Origin of the sequence: Dyella sp. OK004 (assembly GCF_900114495.1) — a bacterium.
In the GTDB taxonomy this organism is placed as follows: domain Bacteria; phylum Pseudomonadota; class Gammaproteobacteria; order Xanthomonadales; family Rhodanobacteraceae; genus Dyella_D.
Window position 1 is genome coordinate 787,590 of record NZ_FOZI01000002.1, and the last position, 19,921, is coordinate 807,510.

At 56.1% G+C, this 19,921-nt stretch carries 18 protein-coding genes; 17 read left to right on the plus strand and 1 reads right to left on the minus strand.

Going from position 1 to position 19,921, the window contains the following annotated elements; translation table 11 throughout:
* Positions 1-81 precede the first annotated feature (81 nt).
* From BM338_RS10240 to BM338_RS10320, 17 genes are all read left to right on the plus strand, one after another.
* Entirely contained in the window at positions 82-1,821 is a 1,740-nt protein-coding gene (locus tag BM338_RS10240) for a peptide MFS transporter (protein WP_090450773.1), read from the plus strand.
* 152 nt (positions 1,822-1,973) lie between these two features.
* Positions 1,974-2,408: a pilin gene (locus BM338_RS10245; RefSeq protein WP_090450774.1), complete on the plus strand. Its 435-nt coding sequence runs from the start codon at positions 1,974-1,976 to the stop codon at positions 2,406-2,408.
* A 342-nt stretch (positions 2,409-2,750) separates the two neighbouring features.
* A complete protein-coding gene (locus tag BM338_RS10250; RefSeq protein ID WP_090450775.1) occupies positions 2,751-3,191 on the plus strand; it encodes a pilin in 441 nt (146 codons plus the stop codon).
* A 110-nt stretch (positions 3,192-3,301) separates the two neighbouring features.
* Positions 3,302-5,380 carry a tetratricopeptide repeat protein gene (locus BM338_RS10255; RefSeq protein ID WP_255367255.1) on the plus strand — a complete coding sequence of 693 codons (2,079 nt, stop codon included), beginning with the start codon at positions 3,302-3,304 and terminating at the stop codon, positions 5,378-5,380.
* Positions 5,377-7,416 carry a hypothetical protein gene (locus BM338_RS10260; protein WP_090450776.1) on the plus strand — a complete coding sequence of 680 codons (2,040 nt, stop codon included), beginning with the start codon at positions 5,377-5,379 and terminating at the stop codon, positions 7,414-7,416. The genes BM338_RS10255 and BM338_RS10260 overlap by 4 nt, the downstream gene beginning before the upstream one ends.
* 149 nt (positions 7,417-7,565) lie before the next feature.
* A complete protein-coding gene (gene rfbF, locus BM338_RS10265) occupies positions 7,566-8,336 on the plus strand; it encodes a glucose-1-phosphate cytidylyltransferase (RefSeq protein WP_090450777.1) in 771 nt (256 codons plus the stop codon).
* Entirely contained in the window at positions 8,318-9,409 is a 1,092-nt protein-coding gene (gene rfbG / locus BM338_RS10270) for a CDP-glucose 4,6-dehydratase (protein WP_255367256.1), read from the plus strand. Before rfbF ends, rfbG begins: the two co-directional genes overlap by 19 nt.
* On the plus strand, positions 9,406-9,957 hold the full coding sequence (gene rfbC / locus BM338_RS10275; protein ID WP_090450778.1) for a dTDP-4-dehydrorhamnose 3,5-epimerase: 552 nt from the start codon (positions 9,406-9,408) through the stop codon (positions 9,955-9,957). Before rfbG ends, rfbC begins: the two co-directional genes overlap by 4 nt.
* On the plus strand, positions 9,954-11,222 hold the full coding sequence (locus BM338_RS10280; protein WP_090450779.1) for a class I SAM-dependent methyltransferase: 1,269 nt from the start codon (positions 9,954-9,956) through the stop codon (positions 11,220-11,222). Before rfbC ends, BM338_RS10280 begins: the two co-directional genes overlap by 4 nt.
* Positions 11,219-12,346 carry a DegT/DnrJ/EryC1/StrS family aminotransferase gene (locus BM338_RS10285; protein ID WP_090450780.1) on the plus strand — a complete coding sequence of 376 codons (1,128 nt, stop codon included), beginning with the start codon at positions 11,219-11,221 and terminating at the stop codon, positions 12,344-12,346. The genes BM338_RS10280 and BM338_RS10285 overlap by 4 nt, the downstream gene beginning before the upstream one ends.
* Positions 12,343-13,191, plus strand: a complete 849-nt coding sequence (locus tag BM338_RS10290) for a phytanoyl-CoA dioxygenase family protein (protein WP_218156326.1) — start codon at positions 12,343-12,345, stop codon at positions 13,189-13,191. The genes BM338_RS10285 and BM338_RS10290 overlap by 4 nt, the downstream gene beginning before the upstream one ends.
* Before the next feature lie 8 nt (positions 13,192-13,199).
* Positions 13,200-14,366: a class I SAM-dependent methyltransferase gene (locus BM338_RS10295; protein ID WP_090450782.1), complete on the plus strand. Its 1,167-nt coding sequence runs from the start codon at positions 13,200-13,202 to the stop codon at positions 14,364-14,366.
* Positions 14,367-14,374: 8 nt separating this feature from the next.
* Entirely contained in the window at positions 14,375-14,890 is a 516-nt protein-coding gene (locus tag BM338_RS10300; protein WP_090450783.1) for a GNAT family N-acetyltransferase, read from the plus strand.
* On the plus strand, positions 14,887-15,606 hold the full coding sequence (locus tag BM338_RS10305; RefSeq protein WP_090450784.1) for a WbqC family protein: 720 nt from the start codon (positions 14,887-14,889) through the stop codon (positions 15,604-15,606). Before BM338_RS10300 ends, BM338_RS10305 begins: the two co-directional genes overlap by 4 nt.
* On the plus strand, positions 15,596-16,378 hold the full coding sequence (locus tag BM338_RS10310) for a cephalosporin hydroxylase family protein (RefSeq protein WP_255367257.1): 783 nt from the start codon (positions 15,596-15,598) through the stop codon (positions 16,376-16,378). Before BM338_RS10305 ends, BM338_RS10310 begins: the two co-directional genes overlap by 11 nt.
* Positions 16,379-16,398: 20 nt before the next feature.
* A complete protein-coding gene (locus BM338_RS10315) occupies positions 16,399-17,166 on the plus strand; it encodes a class I SAM-dependent methyltransferase (protein WP_090450785.1) in 768 nt (255 codons plus the stop codon).
* A 20-nt stretch (positions 17,167-17,186) separates the two neighbouring features.
* Positions 17,187-18,695: a lipopolysaccharide biosynthesis protein gene (locus BM338_RS10320; RefSeq protein WP_090450786.1), complete on the plus strand. Its 1,509-nt coding sequence runs from the start codon at positions 17,187-17,189 to the stop codon at positions 18,693-18,695.
* Between the two features lie 16 nt (positions 18,696-18,711).
* On the opposite strand, the gene BM338_RS10325 is transcribed toward BM338_RS10320, so the two are convergent.
* Positions 18,712-19,755, minus strand: coding sequence for a glycosyltransferase family 2 protein (locus BM338_RS10325; RefSeq protein ID WP_090450787.1), 1,044 nt, complete (start codon positions 19,753-19,755; stop codon positions 18,712-18,714).
* Positions 19,756-19,921: the final 166 nt, after the last annotated feature.

Consider the following 19,921-nt stretch of genomic DNA (forward strand, 5'->3'; position numbering starts at 1 on the left):
GCAAGGAATAACGCAGCAAGCCCGCGGCGCTTTCGGTCCGGCGGCCATCGCTATACTCAGCGTTTTTGTGCCCTTGCGCCCATGACCGATACCGCCACGCTCGCCGCGACAACCGCAGCCACCGACCACCCCGACGAGCTGTTCGGCCATCCCAAAGGCCTGTACGTGTGCTTCTTCACCGAGATGTGGGAGCGCTTTTCGTTCTACGGCATGAAGGCGCTGCTGGCGCTGTACTTGATCAAACACCACGGTTTCAGCGACGCGGAAAGCCTGTCGGTGCTCGGTGCTTACGGCGGCCTGGTCTATGCCACGCCTGTGCTGGGCGGCCTGCTGGCGGACCGCTATCTGGGCATGCGCAAAGCCGTCGTGCTTGGCGGCGTACTACTCTGCCTCGGCCATCTCGGCATGGCCGTCGAGGGACATGCCGCAACCATCGGAGCGGACGGCGTCGTACATCGCGACCTGTTCGCGCTGAGCGTGTTCTATCTGTCGCTCGCCCTGATCATCAGCGGTGTCGGCTTCCTCAAACCGAACATCTCCACCGTCGTCGGCAAGCTGTATCCGGAGGGCGATCCGCGCCTCGATTCCGGCTTTACCTTGTTTTATGCCGGCATCAATGTCGGCGCGTTGTTCTCCGCCCTGATCTGCGGCTACCTCGGTGATCGCTTCGGCTGGGGCTATGGCTTCGGCGCTGCCGGCATCGGCATGCTCGCCGGACTGACTGTCTTCCTCACCGGCCAGAAATATCTGCAAGGCCACGCAGAACCGCCGAACCCGGAAGCGCTGCGTCGGCGCCTGCTCGGACCACTGAATGTGGAGTGGACCATCTACCTCTGCGCCGCGCTGGCGTTGCCTGTGTTGTGGGCACTGATGCAACTTGGCAGCGCCGTGCTGTGGTTGCAGTTGCTGACCATGGCCGTGTGGCTCGGCTGGCTCGGCTGGTATGTCACCGCGCGCTGCAATCCCGTACAGCGACAACAGATGCTCGCTTGCGTGTTCTTCGTGGCGATCTGCCTGCTGTTCTTCGCACTGTACGAGCAGACCTACGGTTCATGGGTCCTGTTCAACGACCGCATGCTCACCAAAGATCTGTTTCCCTCGCTGGTGATCCGCGAAGGCCATCTGGTACCGTGGTCGATACTCCCACTGCTGCTCAGCCCCTTCGTTGTCGCCGCAGCCTTGCGCATGCGATCTGGCCTGATGCCCACACTTCTGCTCGGCGGCCTTACCCTGCTTGGCACCGTGCTGATCATTCGCGACTGCGTGGTACTACCGCAAAGCGCCAGCTCACTCACCTACCTCGGCGCACTCTTCATCGTGCTGCTCTCGCCGATCATGGCGTGGTTGTGGCCTTTTCTCGAGCGCTATGGGATGAACCCGTCCAAGCCGGTGAAAAGTGCGATCGGGCTTGCCTTCGCGGGTCTCGCCTTTCTGCCGTTGATTGCGGGTAATCAAACGGTGGGTGCGGACGGCCTTGGCAGCGTGTGGTGGATCGTGCTGGCCTATCTGCTGATCGAAATCGGTGAGGTTGCGCTATCGCCCATCGGCTTGTCGGCCGTGACACAACTCTCGGTGCCGCAGGTTGCAGGTTTGATGATGGGAGCCTGGTGGCTGGGGACATCCTTCTCAGAGCAGCTCGCTTCTATCTTCGGCAAGTTCGCGGCACTGGATATACCGGCCGATGGGAAGATCGATATGGCCGTGGCGCAGGCAAAGTATGGGGAGCTGTTTCAGCATATGGTCTGGCTGGGGCTGGGAGCTGCCGTGCTTGCGCTGGTTTTGACGCCGGTGGTCAGGCGGTGGATGCATGGGGTGAGGTGAGACCGGCAAACGCCGAGCCCAGATTTGGCCTGGAGCGTGCTTCGCATCACGAAATCCTATGGCACCCTGAGCTCGATTCGCCAAGCCGCCCCCCTCTTCATTCGTTGGTACAAAACATGCCTTTCCCTTGATGGTACATACAGGGGACTGACATGTTGCGCCAACGCCTTGCTAAGGGCTTCACTCTGATCGAGCTGATGATCGTCGTGGCGATCATTGCCATTCTTGCAGCTATTGCCATACCAGCCTATCAGGACTATGTGGTCCGCTCACAGGTTGCAGAAGGCATGGTCCTTTCATCGGGCGCCAAGGCGGCCGTCTGGGATTTCTTCTCCAATACCGGTCGCTATCCGCCGAACAATCAATCTGCCGGATTGGCTACCAAATTGGCAATCAAAAGCAATTACGTTTCCAGCGTCGATGCTACCGGCGGCGTGATCGTGGTCGCATTCCAAGGACCTAAAGCGAATACCAACATCAGTCAACAGTTACTAAAACTGTCTCCGACGAGCCATGCGGGCAGCATCTCCTGGACCTGCACACCCAGCACGCTGGCCAGCAAGTATTTGCCTACAGCATGCCGATAATTTTGAGTTGAATTACCGCAGCGAGCGAGCAAGTGACCAAATTGGTCACTTAAAGACCGCTTGCGACACACCATGAGTATGCCGTAAGGATCACGTTTCCAATACTCGGACGACCACTCTCACAAATCTTGTAGGCTTTCGTGACCATGTGCACAATCGTGAAGCCTGTCGCTGTGAGGCAATATGAAAGCGGTTGTCGTGGCATACATGCTGCTTAAACTTCCGCGAGCTTCCTGGTCGTTCCTGACCGCGATTGTGGGGTCCGATCCCGCCTAGGGGGATTCGGGACCGGGGCTCAGGGGGCAATTCAACGGTTAGCTAACCAAAATACAGAGGACCACCATGAAGAAGAACATCCAGAAAGGCTTCACCCTGATCGAGTTGATGATCGTCGTGGCGATCATCGCGATCCTGGCCGCCATCGCCATTCCGGCTTACCAGGACTATGTGATTCGTGCGCAGGTGTCTGAAGGTTCCGTGCTGTCCGATGGCGCCAAGACTGCCATCTCTGAGTTCTACAACAACAAAGGGTATTTCCCGACCATCAACTCATCTGCGGGTCTTGCCACTGCGACCCAGATTGTTGGTAAGTACGTAACCCAGGTCGATGCCTCGAGCGGCATCATCAAGGCGACATTCGGTAATCAGGCGAATAGCAAGATCAGCACAAAGGTCCTGGCATTTTCGGCGATTACCGGCGCGGGCAGCATTTCCTGGAATTGCAAGTCCACCAATGGCAGCACCAACGTCGACCCGAAGTACCTACCGACTGCTTGCCGCTAATAGTTGCTTAGCTTCCGCATGATCCGAAGGGCCGCCTTGCGCGGCCCTTCTTTTTCGAGGTTGTGAATGTGTTACCGCGCTCGCTGCCCATCTTGCTCCTTATGGCCGGAATGATCGCACTTGCATCATGGGCCTACTTGCCCGGCCTGCATGGCGATTTCCTGTTCGATGACTACATCAACCTGCCTGCACTGGGCGCGGATGGGCCAATCTCCCACTGGGCTACCTTCTGGCGTTATGTAACCTCAGGCCAGGCTGATCCGACGGGCCGCCCTTTGGCGCTTTTGAGCTTTCTACTCGACGCGCACGATTGGCCTGCTGCCCCCTACCCCTTCAAGCGCACTAATCTGCTGCTGCATCTGCTGAACGGCACCTTGCTTGCTGGGCTACTCTATCGATTGGGTCAATTGCGTTTCGAGCCATTCCTCAAGCAAAAGAGCCACACCGATACACAACGCATCGCGACGGCTGCCGTACTGGGTGCAGCCTTTTGGCTTCTACATCCTTTATTTGTTTCAACCACCCTATACATCGTGCAGCGCGAGGCCATGCTGCCGACCACCTTTACCTTACTGGGTCTGCTTCTGTGGCTGCATGGCCGCTCCATCATATTAAGAGGACAGCGATATCTGGGCCTTGCCTGGATAATCATTGGTCTTTGTGGCGGAACTCTGCTTGGCATGCTGAGCAAAGCCAACGGCATCCTCTTGCCCGCGCTAGCTTTATTGATCGAGCACGTAATACTACAGGCGCCGGGGAACGCCAACCTACAACGCCCACACGGCAGCACTCGCGAGCAATCGTTGATCAGCGATGACCCCTCGCAGGACTCAGCACAGCAGCTACGGTTCTATCGCCACGCTATGTTGCCACTCGCATGGTTTCCGACCGTGCTCATTGCAGGCTATTTGGTATACGCGGGCTGGTACGGCTTCACACAGGACATCTCAGCAGTCCGATCCTGGACATTAGGGCAACGACTGCTGACTGAGCCGCGCATCCTGGTGGATTACCTCAAGCTGCTTTGGTTCCCACGCCCTTTCACAGCAGGTCTGTTCAACGATCAAATCCGTGCTTCAACCTCAATATGGGCGCCAGCAACAACGCTGCCTTCATTACTCGCGATCTCTACACTGATTGCCGGCGCATGGCTATATCGCCAGCGCTGGCCGATAGTAGCCGTAGCTGTGCTGTTCTATTTCGTTGGGCAGTCCATGGAATCCAGCACGATTGCGCTGGAGCTCTATTTTGAGCATCGCAATTATCTACCAGCGGCACTGATGTTCTGGCCATTGGCGCTATGGCTATGCAGCGTCAAGCAATCTACTCCTTACTCACCAGCCTTACTCACACATCCCACCTCAAACATTCAGCGCTGGCTGAAAATTGCCCTGGCGACCGTACTATTGATCTGTCTCGCCACCATGACGCATGCCAGCTCCGAGCTATGGGGCAACGGTCATGACCAGGCCCTACTATGGGCCGCGCTCAATCCAGATTCGCCACGCGCACAGGCCAGCGCCGCTATGGCCGAAACCAATGCAGGTCATCCCGAACGGGCCGTCGCACGTCTTCGCCCCTTACTAGCAACACAGCCGGACCAAATCCAGCTTGCGCTGAACCTATTTTCCGCAGCTTGCCTGACGGGTCATGTGGATGTTGACACGCTGGATGCCACCACTAGCGCCCTGCGTACTACTCGCGATACTGGCAGCCTGCTGACTAGCTGGTTCGAACGAGCGATCGATCAGTCCAGCCAACCGGCCTGTCCTGAGCTGACTTTGACAACGGCTACCCGGATGCTGGAAGCCACGCTATCCAACCCGAACCTCGTCAAGCTACCCGGGCGGAGACAGGATCTCTATTTCTTGCAAGGAAGAATTGCTCTTAAGCAAGGTGATGCAGACATCGCTTTGGCCGATTTCAATCGCGCACTCGATCAACAGGTACGTGCGCCTGCCGCATTGCGCCAAGCCGCCCTACTCGGAGCCTCAGGCTACCCAAGTCAAGGGCTGGCTCATCTCGACCATTACGAAGCCAATCATCAACATGAAGACCGGCCCGGCCTTGGCATGCCTCGCATCCATGCCTGGGTACTTCAGCACCAACAATACTGGGAGAATGAGTTGATACGGCTACGCAATACACTTCTCACTGACGAACGCGCAAAGAACCCATCTGCGAAATGACCCTGACTGGACGACTCAGAATTTCTGGCTGGTGGCTAACCCTTGTAGCCATCACAGTCACGGCACTCATTTACTGGCCAGGGCTGTCAGGAGCGTATCTGTTCGACGACTACCCTAATATCGTCGATAACCACGGAGTCCAACCCTCGGACGCAAGTCTCCCTTCGCTAGTAGGCGCCGCACTTTCTTCGCCTGCCAGCGAATTCAAACGACCACTTTCCTCGCTGAGCTTCGCGGCGAACTACCTAACAACCGGACTTGATCCATTCTGGATGAAGTTGACCAACCTGGTCATTCATCTCATCAATGGATTGCTGGTATTTATTCTGGCCCGACGACTACTCGCGACAGCCCCTTCATCCATAGAAACCAACTCCTCTGGCAGCGCACTTGAAGCTGTTCAAAAAAGGAACTCATCACGCCAGAGCAGTATTACTGCGGCTCTGATCGCTGCAGGGTGGCTATTTTTGCCGATCAATCTCACCAGCGTGCTGTACGTGGTCCAACGCATGGAGAGCTTGGCGAATCTGTTCGTATTGCTAGGGCTACTGGGCTACGTAACAGGGCGCCAGCGCATGCTTGCGGGCGCTGGTCGCCCAGGATTCTGGCTATGTGTAACTAGCGTCATCGTACCAACAGCAACCGGCTTGTTGGCCAAAGAAACGGCAGTGATGCTTCCGCTCTATGCGCTGCTGACCGAATGGATATTGTTCCGCTTCAATCTCCCCCATCAGCAACCAGAGAATTGCCACCGCAAAGATCTGCGTATCGTCACATTGTTTGTGATTGCGCTGATTCTGCCGTTGATCGTTGGCCTGATATGGCTGCTACCAGGACTAGTGAGACCCGAGGCCTGGGCTGGCCGCAGCTTCACGCTGAGCACCCGCCTGCTCAGCGAAGCCAGGATTGTCGTCGACTACATCGGCTGGACGCTCGTTCCGACGCCGCAAGTATTGTCGTTCTATCACGATGACTTCCGCGTCTCGACTAGTTTGCTGACTCCATGGACCACATTGGCGAGCCTCATTGCTCTCATTGGTCTTGCCGCATTGGTTTTCTGGTGGCGTGCACGTCAGCCTGTCGCAGCGCTAGGCATCGCACTGTTCCTTGCCGGTCAGCTGTTAACTGCGACCATCCTGCCATTGGAACTCATTTACGAGCATCGCAATTACTTTGCCAGCCTAGGCCTGCTATTAACACTTGTACCGCTACTAGCGGCGGTCCCACCTGAAAGAACGATCCTGGCAGCAACAAGCGCTAGCGATGCAACCTCATCGAATGAAACAGCTCCCATTCTGGTCCTACCACGCCAGGCATTGCTTGTTTGCCTGACATTGTTGTGGATCGCCATGACGGCCTTGACTGCACAGTCATGGAGCAACCCTCTAGCTCTGGCGCAGGAACTCGCCGCACGCGCCCCTCATTCACCTCGAGCCCAATACGAACTTGGTCGCACCTACATCATCTATTCGCACTACGACCCCGCATCACCATTTACGCAACTGGCCTATGCACCGCTGGAGCGAGCCATCGCGCTGCCCGGATCATCCATCCTTCCGCAGCAGGCCCTTATCTTCATGAACTCCCACATGCATCTCCCCGTGAAAGACTCATGGTGGAACTCAATGATCGGTCAGCTCAAGAATCTTCGCCCGGGCGTGCAAGATGAGAGTTCGCTCGCTGCGCTGGTCCAATGTGTGCGCGAACATCGATGTGATCTACCAAGGGAACGCATGCTTGAAGCGCTCACCGCCGCCGTTTCTCACCCAAACCCCAGTGCACGCTTGCTGTCCACCTACGCCGACTATGCTTGGAACGTCCTCAACGACTACCCTTTTGGCTTAAGCCTGACCCAGCAAGCAATCACTTCGAATCCAAGCGAACCCGCTTATAGAATTACAGAAATCAGGATGCTGATTGCGACCGGCCGCAACGACCAAGCCAACCAGGCTCTGGAACAATTAGCTCACCTGAATCTTGGTGGCCGACTAAACAATACGCTTCAAGAACTCCATACCCAGCTGGATAGACGATGAGCGCCCCCTCGCCCCAAGTCACAATCGAGCGCGCGTGCCATGCCAAGGCAACTGCCGCTTCAGGCTTGCGATATCCGGGCAATAACCGATTATTCTTTATGTATCCAGCCGCTGAGCACCCCACCTGATCGCCTGTGGACTAGACCATTATGAAAGCAGTCATCCTCGCCGGTGGCCTGGGAACCAGGATCAGCGAAGAAACTATCATTCGGCCCAAACCGATGATCGACATCGGTGGGAACCCCGTGCTTTGGCACATTCTTAAGATCTACTCGCAGCATGGAATCAACGATTTCATCATTTGCCTTGGCTACAAGGGCTATATGGTGAAGGAATATTTCGCTAACTATTTTCTGCACACCTCCGACGTCACCTTCGATCTGGCGAGCAACCACATGGAGGTGCACCATCGGCACGCGGAACCCTGGCGAGTCACCCTGGTTGATACCGGCGACCAAACGCAGACAGGCGGGCGACTCAAACGCGTCGCACGATATCTGGATGGGAAGTCATTTTGCTTTACCTACGGCGATGGCTTGGCTGATGTAGATATATCAGCCCTGCTCAAATTTCACGCATCAAAGAAAACACTTGCGACAGTATGTGCCGTGCAGCCGCCTGGGCGCTTTGGCGCATTGGACATCCAAGACCATCGCATTACGCGCTTCGAAGAGAAGCCGCAGGGTGACGGCTCATGGATCAATGGCGGCTTCTTCGTTTTGGAGCCTGGCGTCATGGACTATATCGAGGGCGACAGCACCATCTGGGAGCGTGAGCCGCTCGAAGAGCTGGCCCGCAATGGGCAGCTGTCCGCATATACCCATGACGGCTTCTGGCAGCCGATGGATACATTGCGAGACAAGATCAAGCTTGAAGAGCTTTGGCAAAGTGGTCACGCCCCGTGGAAGATCTGGCCTTGAATACTATGTTTGGCGGCGCCTACGCTGGACGCAGAGTTCTGGTCACCGGGCATACCGGCTTTAAGGGATCGTGGCTTTGCCTTTGGCTGGTCACGCTAGGCGCGAAGGTTACTGGCCTGGCACTTGAGCCTGATACCGCCCCCGCACACTGGTCATTGCTCGATCTCAATGAGGTAAATGATCTACGCGTTGATCTGCGAGACGGCCCCTCCGTCCACCGAGCGTTAGCACAGATCCAACCCGAGATTGTTTTTCATTTGGCTGCCCAACCTCTGGTAAGGCGTAGTTATCGGGAGCCCCTGCTCACATTTGATACCAATGTCATGGGTCTGATGCACTTATTGGAAGCGGTTCGTAGCACACGCTCCGTGCAAGCGGTAGTCAATGCTACGACTGACAAGGTTTATCTAGAACAGGTAACCGACGGCGGCTACCGGGAAGATCATCCTCTTGGAGGGCACGATCCTTACAGCACATCGAAAGCTTGCGCAGAGCTTCTTTCAGATTGCTATCGCAAGAGTTTCTTCGCGGAAACAGGGCCGTTGCTGTCGACGGCCCGCGCCGGCAACGTCATCGGTGGCGGCGACTGGTCCGAAGATAGGCTCGTGCCCGACATCGTGCGGGCTGCATCCAGCAAGCAGATTCTACGGATCCGCAACCCGGATGCCGTACGCCCTTGGCAGCATGTCCTCGAGCCACTTTCGGGATACCTTCGTCTCGGGCAGCTCCTGCTCGCTGGCAAGCAGGTCGAGGGTCCGTGGAATTTCGGTCCGACACCCGACGCGACCATGTCTGTCGGGACATTGGCTGCGCAAATGCAAGCCCAATGGGCTGGGCTGCAGGTTGAGCCACAACCTGGTGACCATCCGTACGAAGCGAAAACTCTTCAGCTCGACTGTTCGAAGGCCCAGCGGGAACTAGGTTGGCGGGCCATATGGAATGCGGAAGATACACTTGGGCACACTATCGAGTGGTATCGCGCCTACTACGAGCGCAACGAACTACTAAGTACCGCAAATCTTCATAGCTACACCCATGCAGCCCGCGCCGCCCGGCTGGACTGGACTGTATGAAGTTCCGAGCCACACCACTGTCGGGCCTAATGCTGATCGAAACCACGCCGATCCAGGATGAGCGTGGTCGCTTTTTACGACTGTTCTGCGAGACCGAACTTGCACCGATACGTCCAGACCTGCATTTCCCCCAGGTCAACTTGTCGACCACCTTCCAACGCGGCAGCGTGCGCGGCATGCACTTTCAGTGGCCGCCTGCGGCAGAGGCGAAGCTGATTCGCTGCGTCCGCGGTCGTGTATTCGATGTTGCGGTCGACTTGCGTTCGAGCTCACCGACATTCCTACAGTGGCACGGGGTTGAGCTGACCGAGGACAACCAAACGCAGGTATTCATCCCGGAAGGTTTTGCTCATGGCTTCCAGGCGATGAGCGACAACGTAGAGCTGCTGTATATGCATACGGCGTCCTGGAGTCGAGACCATGAGGGCGGGTTGCGCCCGAATGACCCTCGATTGGCTATCAGCTGGCCACTGCCCATTGCGCAGGTCTCCGAGCGCGATCGCTCCGCACCGGTGCTCAACGATAGCTTTACAGGAATTCAGCTATGAAGTGCCGCTTCTGCGGAACCCGACTCGATGACACCCATGTCGACGGCGATACTGCTGCGCGTGGCAAAGAAAGTCAGATATTCCTCGACCTCGGCACAGCGCCTCCGTCGAATGCGTTCCTTACCCGTGAAGAGCTTGCTGCGCCAGAGACATGGTTTCCACTCAAGCTATATACCTGCCCGACCTGTTTATTGGTGCAAGTAGATGAGGTGCAATCGCACGCTGCCATCTTTTCGCCGGACTATGTGTACTTCTCGTCGTACTCGCGGTCGTGGCTGGCACATGCCGAACACTATGTGAACACCGTAGTAAGACGACTCGGCCTAAGCACAGACAGCCTTGTAGTCGAAATTGCCTCCAATGATGGCTACTTGCTCCAGTATGTCTCTGGGTGCGGCATTCCTTGCATCGGTATCGAACCGACTGCCAGCACCGCCCAAGCTGCGCGCGAACGAGGCATCGAAACCATCAGTGAATTCTTCGGGCAGCGCTTCGCACAGGACTTTGTCGCATCGCGCCGCAAAGCCGACTTGATCGTCGCCAACAATGTGCTGGCACACGTTCCCGACCTCAATGACTTTGTCTCAGGCCTGGCCACTGCTCTGGCACCACAGGGCACGGTTACGATCGAGTTCCCTCATTTGCAGCAACTGGTTGCGCAACGCCAATTCGACACGGTCTACCACGAACACTTCTCGTACTTCTCACTACACACCGTACGCACCGTATTCGCCACGCACGGATTGCGAATATGGGACGTGGAACAGCTTCCAACCCATGGCGGCTCACTGCGCATATGGGCGTCACACGACACTAGCCATCACCAGAATACCAACGCAGTCACAGCGGTCTTGGCCGAAGAGCGCGCCGCCGGCATGCTCGAGCTGGATTATTACCGAGGATTCCAGACCCAAGCGGACGAAGTAAAGGATGGCTTGCTTTTGTTCCTGCTGGAACAGCGTCGCCTGGGATGCAAAGTCATAGGTTACGGTGCCGCGGCCAAGGGTAATACGCTGCTCAACTATGCCGGCGTGCGACCGGATCTGCTGCCCTATGTGGTCGACGCGTCGCCGCACAAGCAGGGGCGATACCTGCCCGGCTCCCGTATTCCGGTCGTGGCCGAGCAGCAGTTGCGCACCGATCGGCCGAATATCGTGCTGATCCTGCCCTGGAATCTGCGTGAGGAGATCACCTCACAGTTGGCCTATATTCGCGAATGGGGCGGGCGTTTCGCGACCGCCGTCCCGCATATGGTGATTTCATGAGCGACAAGCTGCCCTCGCGCATCCACTACACCAAGCCTTCGATCACCGAACGCGAGACCGCGTATGCGGCTGATGCGGCCGCCAATGGCTGGGGGGAGCGCTGCTACGACTACATCTATCGATTCGAGGCTCTGTTCCGCGAACACCTGGGAAGTCGCTATGCCATTGCCACATCCAGCGGCACCGGCGCGTTGCATATGGGCATGGCCGGGCTAGACATCGGGCCGGGCGACGAGGTCATCCTTGGCGATATCAACTGGATCGCCTCAGCTGCTCCGATCGTCCATCTTGGGGCCACGCCGGTACTGGTCGATGTGCTGCCGGACAGTTGGTGTCTCGACCCGGCTGCTGTAGAGGCAGCGATCACGCCACGCACCAAAGCGATCCTGGCGGTGCACCTGTACGGCAATCTTTGCGACATGGATGCGCTGGCCGATATCGCACAGCGTCACGACCTGCATCTGATCGAGGATGCAGCCGAAGCCATCGGCTCCTCCTGGCATGGCCGGCGGGCCGGCTCGATGGGCATATTTGGCGCATTCTCGTTCCATGGCACCAAGACCATCACTACCGGCGAAGGCGGCATCTTTGTCACCGACAACGAAAGTCTGTACGAGCGTGTGCTAACTCTTTCCAATCACGGTCGCGTTCGCGGCGAAAGGCGCCAATTCTGGGCGGCGCGTGTCGGCTTCAAATACAAGATATCGAATCTGCAAGCCGCTTTGGGTTGTGCCCAGATCGAACGCATCGAAGAATTGGTGGCGGCCAAGCGGCGTGTCTTCGAACAGTACCACCAGATATTGCAGGATCTCCCCTTGTCCATGAATCCCGAGCCAGCCGGCACTCGCAATGGATATTGGATGCCAACCATCGTTATCGATGACGAGGTGCCGTTCAATCGAGAGGCTTTGCTTGCTGCGTTCAAGGCAGACAATATCGATGGAAGAGTATTTTTCTGGCCACTTTCTACGCTTCCCTCATTCGACGCACGTCCAGGGAACACCGTCAGCCATTCGCTGACGCGGCGTGCACTGAACCTGCCGAGCTACCACGACTTATCGAACGAGGACATCGCCCGTGTCGCACGCGTGGTAGCTGGCCACGTCAAGGGAGTGACCGCGTGACCTCGTGCAAGCCACTATCCAATGAGCAGATGGACGAGTTCAGACGCAACGGTGTGCTGGTCATACCGGGCTTTTACGATCTCCCCTTGGAGCTGTTGCCTATCCAGCAAGCGATCTACGCTGTGATCGGTCAGGTAATGAAGCGGCACGGTATCCCAGACACTCGGCCGGCTTTCACGCCCGAACATTTCGATGTCGGGTTTCAACCCCTGATCGCACGCGACCGCTCCTACGGGGGCGAAGTCTATGACGCAGTCAAGCAGATTCCGGCGTTCATCCGCTTGCTTGCCGATCCCAGGCATGAAGACCTGTTTCAGTCACTCAGACCCGGCTCGATTCCCGCCGTCGCCGCGGGCGGCTATGGCATTCGCATCGACAATCCTAGCGAAGACCGCTACCGGGCCCAATGGCATCAGGAATACCCAGCGCAACTGCGAAGCTTGGACGGCTTGGTCTTCTGGAGCCCTCTGATTCGGATCACGCCAGAACTGGGGCCAGTTCAATTCTGCCCAGGCTCGCATACCGATGGCCCGGCGCCGGTGCTGACAAAAGGCAGCGACGGAAGCGGGAGAAGCGGCGCCTACGCTCTTCATCTGAAAGATGAGGAAAGCCTGCTATCGCGATACCCCATAATTTCCCCACTACCGTCGCCCGGTGACTTGATCGTGGTGGACTTCCTCACGTTGCATGCGTCCGGTTACAACCGCAGCAACAGGTCGCGCTGGTCGATGCAGTTCCGCTACTTCAACTTCACCGATCCTGTAGGCATGGCCCATGGCTGGAAAGGATCATTTGCCGCCGGCGTGGACTTCAGGCAGATCCACCCAGAACTGTGTGCCGACTAGGGGCATTCATGGAAATCATTCACTGCGCGGTATGCAATAGCCGGCTCGACGCCCCTCTCTACAAATCTCAAAGCGATAGGTCGCTGACGTCGCTATGCCGGATCCATCCGGTGGCGACTTCCGTATATGCCTGCGGCGTCTGTGGCCATCTGCAGACACAGGCGCTTTCCGACGTCGACGCGTATTACGACGCACAGTACGACATCCTGATCGATAGCGAAGAAGAGGATCAGATCTACGAGGTTCGTGACGGCAAGCCGTTTTACCGGACGCAGCATCAGGTCAAGGTCTTGCTCGAAAAACTCGGACTCAAGCGAGACGTGAACCTGCTCGACTATGGCTGCGCCAAGAGCTCGACCATTCGTGCGCTTTGCGCCACCTCCTCCCTCGTCAAGCCACATCTGTTCGATGTCAGTGCCCGCTACGTTCCATTTTGGGAGAAGTTCGTACACCCCGATCATTGGGCGGTGAACGATATCAAGCCGGAATGGCACTCCCACTTTGACATCGTGACCTCATTCTTCTCCCTCGAGCATATCCCAGCGGTAGCCGCGACTATGCGCACGATCGCGGGCCTGCTCAAACCAGGGGGAAAGTTCTATGGCGTCGTTCCTGATGTATTCGGAAATATTGCCGACTTCATCGTGGTCGACCATTGCAACCACTTTACTGCCCTCTCGATCAAACGCCTGCTGGCTGATGCGGGCCTAGAGTTGCTGGAGATCGATGAGCGAGCACATCGCGGCGCCCTGGTGATCGTGGCCAGAAGGTCCTCTACGACAGTCGTTTCAACATCGACCATATCCATTCAGGGCATTGAGCAAACGCATACCGGGCTACAGCGTTTGGCCGATTACTGGCAGGGAGCAGCTAGCAAGGTGCGTGCATATGAGGCCACACTGGCCGGCAAGCACAAGATTGCCATCTACGGCGCAGGATTCTATGGCGCGTTCATCTCAGCAAATCTCGCTTATCCGGAGCGCGTCGACTGCCATCTCGACCAAAATCCCTACCTCCAGGGTAGGGAATTCAATGCACGCCCCATACTCTCGCCCAACGCGCTGCCCATGGACATCGACACTATCCTCGTCGGCATCAATCCTGCTCATGCAAAGGCGATCATGGCCGATATTCCATCGCTCACCCAGCGCAACTTGAATTACTTCTATCTGTGAGGAATACCATGCTCCAAGGGGAGAGACTAGTACTGCGGGAGTGGCGCGAATCCGACCTCCAGGATCTTGCCCTCCTTCGCAACGATGTCGAGTTGCAGGCACTGCTTATGGCTCGAGCCAAACCCAATTCCATAGAAAGGGTACGCCACTGGCTTTCCGAGCGAACCTCCCGCGAGGAGATGTCTTTCTTCGTTGCCGCAGCACGAGTCGACGACGCAGTGCTTGGCTATCTGCAGATCGCGAACATCGACCGATACAACGAGGTCGGCGAACTCGGCATCTGTCTTGCCCACGGCGCGCAAGGAAACGGCCTGGCGCGGGAGGCTTGCCAGCTACTCGAGCCCTATCTTCGCCAGGTACTAGGGCTGCGCAAGCTGACTCTGCAGGTACTTGCGTCCAATGAACGAGCCGTTAGCTTCTATAGGAAAAGTGGTTATCGCGAAGTCGGAAGACTGGAGCAGCATTTCCACTTCAACGGTCAGTACCACGACGTATTGGTCATGGAACGATTCTTGAGCGAATGATCGTCGTCATTTCACAGCCGATGTTATTTCCTTGGGTCGGAATGCTCGAACAAATCCGGGCGACCGATGTGTTCGTGTGTTACCCAGATGTGCAATTCTCCAAAGGAAGCTTTGTCAATCGGGTTCAAATCAAGACAGCACAGGGAGTTCGCTGGTTGACCGTTCCCCTGGCCAACTTGCACTTGGGGCAGCGCATCAACGAGGTCGGCATCGACTATCAGCGCCACTGGCGTCAGGATCACCTGCAATTGCTTGCTGAGGCATATACCGCCGCCCGCTACCGGGATGACATGTTGGACCTCGTAAAGTCCGTGTATGGGCACGATCACGAGAATATAGGCAGCCTGAGCGCCTCGTCTCAGATGGCTTTATGCCGCTACTTTGGCCTCGACCATCAGCGCGAATTCAAAAGCTCTGAGACCATGGGCATCGGTGGCTCCAGCAGTCAGCGAGTCCTCGATATCGTACAGTCACTCGCTGGCGGCACCTACCTCACCGGCCACGGCGCCAGTCACTACCTGGACCACGAACTATTTGAGCAAGCCCACGTGCGCGTCGAATATATGAATTACGCGAAGATCCCATATCCGCAGCTCCACGGGGAATTCACACCATATGTTTCGGCACTCGACCTAGTCGCCAATGTTGGTCCTACTGGGATCGACTACATACGCCCAAGATCCATCTATTGGAAGGATTTCCTAAGTGACAAATGAGATTGAAAAGTTTCAGGCTGAAGTAGCCGGAAACATTGCCGGTCTAAAGCAGGACACGGATGTGCAAGCACTATCCCGCATCTGGCTTAGGGAGATCACACGCCACAAATATGCGTACAATTTCACTTGGCTGGGACGCCCATTGATCCAGTTTCCACAGGACATGGCAGCAATTCAAGAGCTAGTTTGGCGCATTAAGCCGGATTTAATCATCGAAACCGGCATCGCCCATGGCGGATCGCTGATCATGAGCGCATCGCTGCTTGCGATGCTCGATTATTGTGACGCGACTACTGCGGGCACCGTCATAGACCCTCGGGCCCCACGTCGCCGCGTACTCGGCATAGATATTGATATCCGACCGCACAACCGCGCTGCCATCGAATCGCATCCGATGGCACATCGAATCGACATGATCGAAGGGTCATCCGTCGCTCCTGACGTCATCGCCAAGGTCCACCAGATAGCCGGGAATTACAACCGCGTGCTGGTGTTACTTGACTCCAATCACACCTACGAACACGTTCTCGCGGAATTGCAGGCTTATGCTCCACTGGTCGGTAAGGAGAGCTATTGCGTCGTTTTTGACACCCTCATCGAAGATATGCCGGCTGAAATGTTCGACAACAGATCATGGGGAAAGGGAAACAATCCCAGGACCGCGACGACCGCCTTCCTTGCGAATCACCCAGAATTTGAGGTAGATGCGGATATCGAAGCAAAGCTTCTAATCACAGTAGCGCCGGGTGGTTATCTTCGGCGAGTGCGCTAATAGACAGATGGGGCATAGATATGGGAACTGACCACGACTGGGAAAACTGGGGACGAAATGACCCATACTTCGGCGTACTAAGCCACGAGAGCTTTCGTGCTGAAAACATTTCGAATGAGAGCCGCGACGCCTTCTTCCTGTCAGGCGAGAGACATATCGAATCTCTACTCGATACGATTCGGGCGCACTTCAAACCTCAATTCACACCCGACAGATCCCTAGATTTTGGATGTGGGGTGGGCAGATTGTTGATTCCGCTGGCACGCCGCAGCCAACACGCTTCGGGCGTTGATGTTTCCACCGCGATGCTGACTGAGGCACATCGAAACTGTGAGATCCATGCTATCAACAACGTCAAACTACTTCGCTCTGACGATCATTTAAGCCAAGTCCGGGGCGAATACGACCTGATCCATTCACATATCGTGTTTGCACATATCGACCCTCGTCGGGGTCAAGCCATCATCGAGGCTTTGGCCGACAGGATTAGCCCAGATGGTTTTATTGCTATTCAAATCCTCTATTCATGCAATGCCTCACCGTTGATTCGATCACTGGTGAAGCTTCGCTACAAATTGCCGCTATTGAATACGGCCCGCAATCTAATGCGTGGACGCCCCCTTCGCGAACCGCCCATGCAGTTGCATGTTTATAACTTACCAATGGTGCTTCGCACACTGAACCGCCTTGGATTTAGCAAAACTCTACTGACGACCGACAAATTCGATAACGAGCAATTCGACTCCGTCACTTTGATTGCGCAGCGCTCACCTGCGCTATCAGCCTAACCATGGGTTCTCGTTGAGCGATGCCACGTCTGCGCAATAACGTCTTGGCTAACTACGTCGGTCAGATATGGGTCGCCTTCATGGGATTTGCCTTCGTGCCCATGTACCTGCGAAGTTTAGGTACCGAACAGTTCGGCTTAATTGCATTCATGCTGAGCTTGCAGGCCATGTCACTTCTGCTGGATCTAGGTGCGGGAGTTTTTCTAAATCGCGAACTAGCTCAGCGCGCCCATGACTCCGCGCGGCGCGACAGCATTCGGCAGCTCATACGTAGCTTCGAGTGGCTGATCTGGCCCATGGCCATCATCATCGCAACATCGATCCTCTTTGCAAGTGATGCAATATCCACTTACTGGCTCAACCCCCAACAATTGGCACGCGCCGACGCATCCACTGCTGTGAAATTCATTGGCCTAGTGGTGGCATTGCTATGGCCCACAAGTTTCTATGCAGCAACATTGTCCGGCCTCGAACAACAGCCACGTCTCAATATGTTGGTCATGATATTCGCGACTTTGCGTTATGCAGGCGTGATACCAGTCTTGTACTTTACTAACACCGGCCTTAGGGGCTTTCTCTGCTGGCATGCTGTCGTCGCCGCGGCACAAACCGCCTGTACCGGATGGCTATTGTGGCGGAACCTCCCCCCTACTGCGCAACCACCGCGTTTCGATCTGAAAGAAGTGTTGGCAGCACGTCATTTCGCACTCGGTGTTTTCGCAGTCACCGCGCTGGGTCTGCTATTAAGCCAGCTCGATCGACTATCCATGTCTGCGCTACGTCCACTTCGGGAATTTGGTTGCTACGCCGTCGCCCTTACCATCAGCGGCGGATTGGGTAGACTCGTCCAGCCGATGTTCAACGCGATCTACCCTAGGCTAAGCCGGTTCGCCGCTGGCAATGAAAGCCAGGAACTAACCAAGCTCTATCACCTAGCCAGCCAGATCTTGGCGGTATTAGTTGCCACCATAGCGGGGCTAATCTGTGTTTACTCGGGAGCCGTGCTGCAATTGTGGACCGGGAATGCAGCTTTGTCGTCCGAGCTCGCACTGCCTTTGACGTTACTGTTTGCCGGCGCCGCAGTGAACGGAATCATGAACATTCCCTATGCGCTACAACTGGCTCATGGATGGACCACGTTGGCGATGCTAAGCAATCTAGCATCCGTGTTGATAGCTATCCCGATATATATATTTGCGACCAAATGGTACGGCATGGTTGGTGCTGCATCGACATGGTTGATGATCAATCTTGGTGGACTCTTCCTTGGCCTTCCACTAATGCATCGACGTCTACTGCGTGGCCAGCTACGGAGTTGGTACATGCACGACATCTTGCCCCCCATCACAGCAGCAGCCTTCGTCGTCTTATCTGCAAAATGGCTGCGGCCAGATGTGGGCCGCAATCTGGCCGGAGTAGTTTGGCTCGCTACGGTAGGCTTGCTTACGCTTATAGCGGCGACGGCGTCTTCTCGCGGAGTCAGACAACTGTTACTAAGCTATGTCTGGCGCCTATCCGCAAAACGCTAAGCACTAATATTGATTACTAAGGCTGAAGCAGATGACCGTAACGCGCTCGCAAGCCTTGACGTGACCGCACCATTCGTCGCTCGATGGCCCGGTAAATTAAGGTCAAAACACGTTGTGCAACAGGAACTCTCTCACATACAACGGCCAACGCTCGAAGTACATTTGCCCGCGAAGTCTTTGAATAGTCCCGATCCAAAGCAAGGGCCGCATCGCGCGCGAATTCGTAACGGCCGGAGGCCAGCGCATTTCCCCCACGCCTAAAAAGCATGCGCCGAGCATCCGCGTGTAACGCCGCAAGCAGACGATCACGATCCGAAACACTGAGCATGTCAAGCGCCTCAATATTCCGAAACATCTTCTGCCACCCTGGCCAAAAGGACGAGAGAGGTTGCGTTGCGCTGGCCGATTGAGTGTTGAGCGTAAACACCGCGGATGGGTACTTTTCGACCACGTAAGAGTATCTCGCAGCTAGGCGTAGGGTGTAATCGAGATCTCCGGGACTTAGGGCTTCCGGATCTAAAAACCCAACCTGTTCCAGTACTTCACGACGAAACACGATTCCAGTCCAAGCTGGCGCCAGGCCGGCGGTCATTGCAAGCGCCCCTTCTGGCGGAAAAAATACCCCATCCCGCAACCACCGCTCGACGCGGGCATCCCAGATCACCCCCTCCGGATCGACATTGAGGGTAATTCCGACCCAGAACATCGCCTGCGGATGTGCATTCAGCGCAGTTAGCGCGCGTTGATAAAAGCCGGGAAGCAAGTAGTCGTCATCCGATAGCAGTGAGAAGAATGGAGTCTCGATATTGCGTACTCCGAACTCGAAATTTGCGCCACTCCCGATATTCTGTGAGTGACAGTGATATTCGATTTGAGGGTGCAACTGGGTCAAAGCAGCCACTATCTTCCCCGTGTCATCCCCTGATGCGTTGTCACACACTCGAACCCGAACGCTTACCGGCTCCTGCTGCAAGGCACTGACGATAGCCCTCCGTAGCAAACGCGGACGTCGGTAAGTTGGTATGACCGTTGTTATTTGGGATAGCGTGGACTCTGACATGCTCGGCTATAGTCTGAGGGAGGATAGAAAAGAGCGTAAACAAAATTATTGCTTAAGTTCGACAAACTGCGATGCCTAAACCTGAATCTACGCGCACAACAAATCGTCGAGCCCAATCACAAATTTCTAATAGAACGACTGCGGATTCCTATGCGCGGCAAGACAC

Excerpts from the sequence above, each read along its gene's own strand:
- BM338_RS10280 (WP_090450779.1), top strand. The coding sequence starts at position 9,954 with ATGAAGTGCCGCTTCTGCGGAACCCGACTCGATGACACCCATGTCGAC.
- BM338_RS10315 (WP_090450785.1), top strand. The coding sequence starts at position 16,399 with ATGGGAACTGACCACGACTGGGAAAACTGGGGACGAAATGACCCATAC.
- BM338_RS10250 (WP_090450775.1), top strand. The coding sequence starts at position 2,751 with ATGAAGAAGAACATCCAGAAAGGCTTCACCCTGATCGAGTTGATGATC.
- BM338_RS10320 (WP_090450786.1), top strand. The coding sequence starts at position 17,187 with ATGCCACGTCTGCGCAATAACGTCTTGGCTAACTACGTCGGTCAGATA.
- BM338_RS10300 (WP_090450783.1), top strand. The coding sequence starts at position 14,375 with ATGCTCCAAGGGGAGAGACTAGTACTGCGGGAGTGGCGCGAATCCGAC.
- BM338_RS10285 (WP_090450780.1), top strand. The coding sequence starts at position 11,219 with ATGAGCGACAAGCTGCCCTCGCGCATCCACTACACCAAGCCTTCGATC.
- BM338_RS10295 (WP_090450782.1), top strand. The coding sequence starts at position 13,200 with ATGGAAATCATTCACTGCGCGGTATGCAATAGCCGGCTCGACGCCCCT.
- BM338_RS10255 (WP_255367255.1), top strand. The coding sequence starts at position 3,302 with ATGATCGCACTTGCATCATGGGCCTACTTGCCCGGCCTGCATGGCGAT.
- rfbC (WP_090450778.1), top strand. The coding sequence starts at position 9,406 with ATGAAGTTCCGAGCCACACCACTGTCGGGCCTAATGCTGATCGAAACC.
- BM338_RS10260 (WP_090450776.1), top strand. The coding sequence starts at position 5,377 with ATGACCCTGACTGGACGACTCAGAATTTCTGGCTGGTGGCTAACCCTT.
- BM338_RS10325 (WP_090450787.1), bottom strand. The coding sequence starts at position 19,755 with ATGTCAGAGTCCACGCTATCCCAAATAACAACGGTCATACCAACTTAC.
- BM338_RS10240 (WP_090450773.1), top strand. The coding sequence starts at position 82 with ATGACCGATACCGCCACGCTCGCCGCGACAACCGCAGCCACCGACCAC.
- rfbF (WP_090450777.1), top strand. The coding sequence starts at position 7,566 with ATGAAAGCAGTCATCCTCGCCGGTGGCCTGGGAACCAGGATCAGCGAA.
- BM338_RS10305 (WP_090450784.1), top strand. The coding sequence starts at position 14,887 with ATGATCGTCGTCATTTCACAGCCGATGTTATTTCCTTGGGTCGGAATG.
- BM338_RS10245 (WP_090450774.1), top strand. The coding sequence starts at position 1,974 with ATGTTGCGCCAACGCCTTGCTAAGGGCTTCACTCTGATCGAGCTGATG.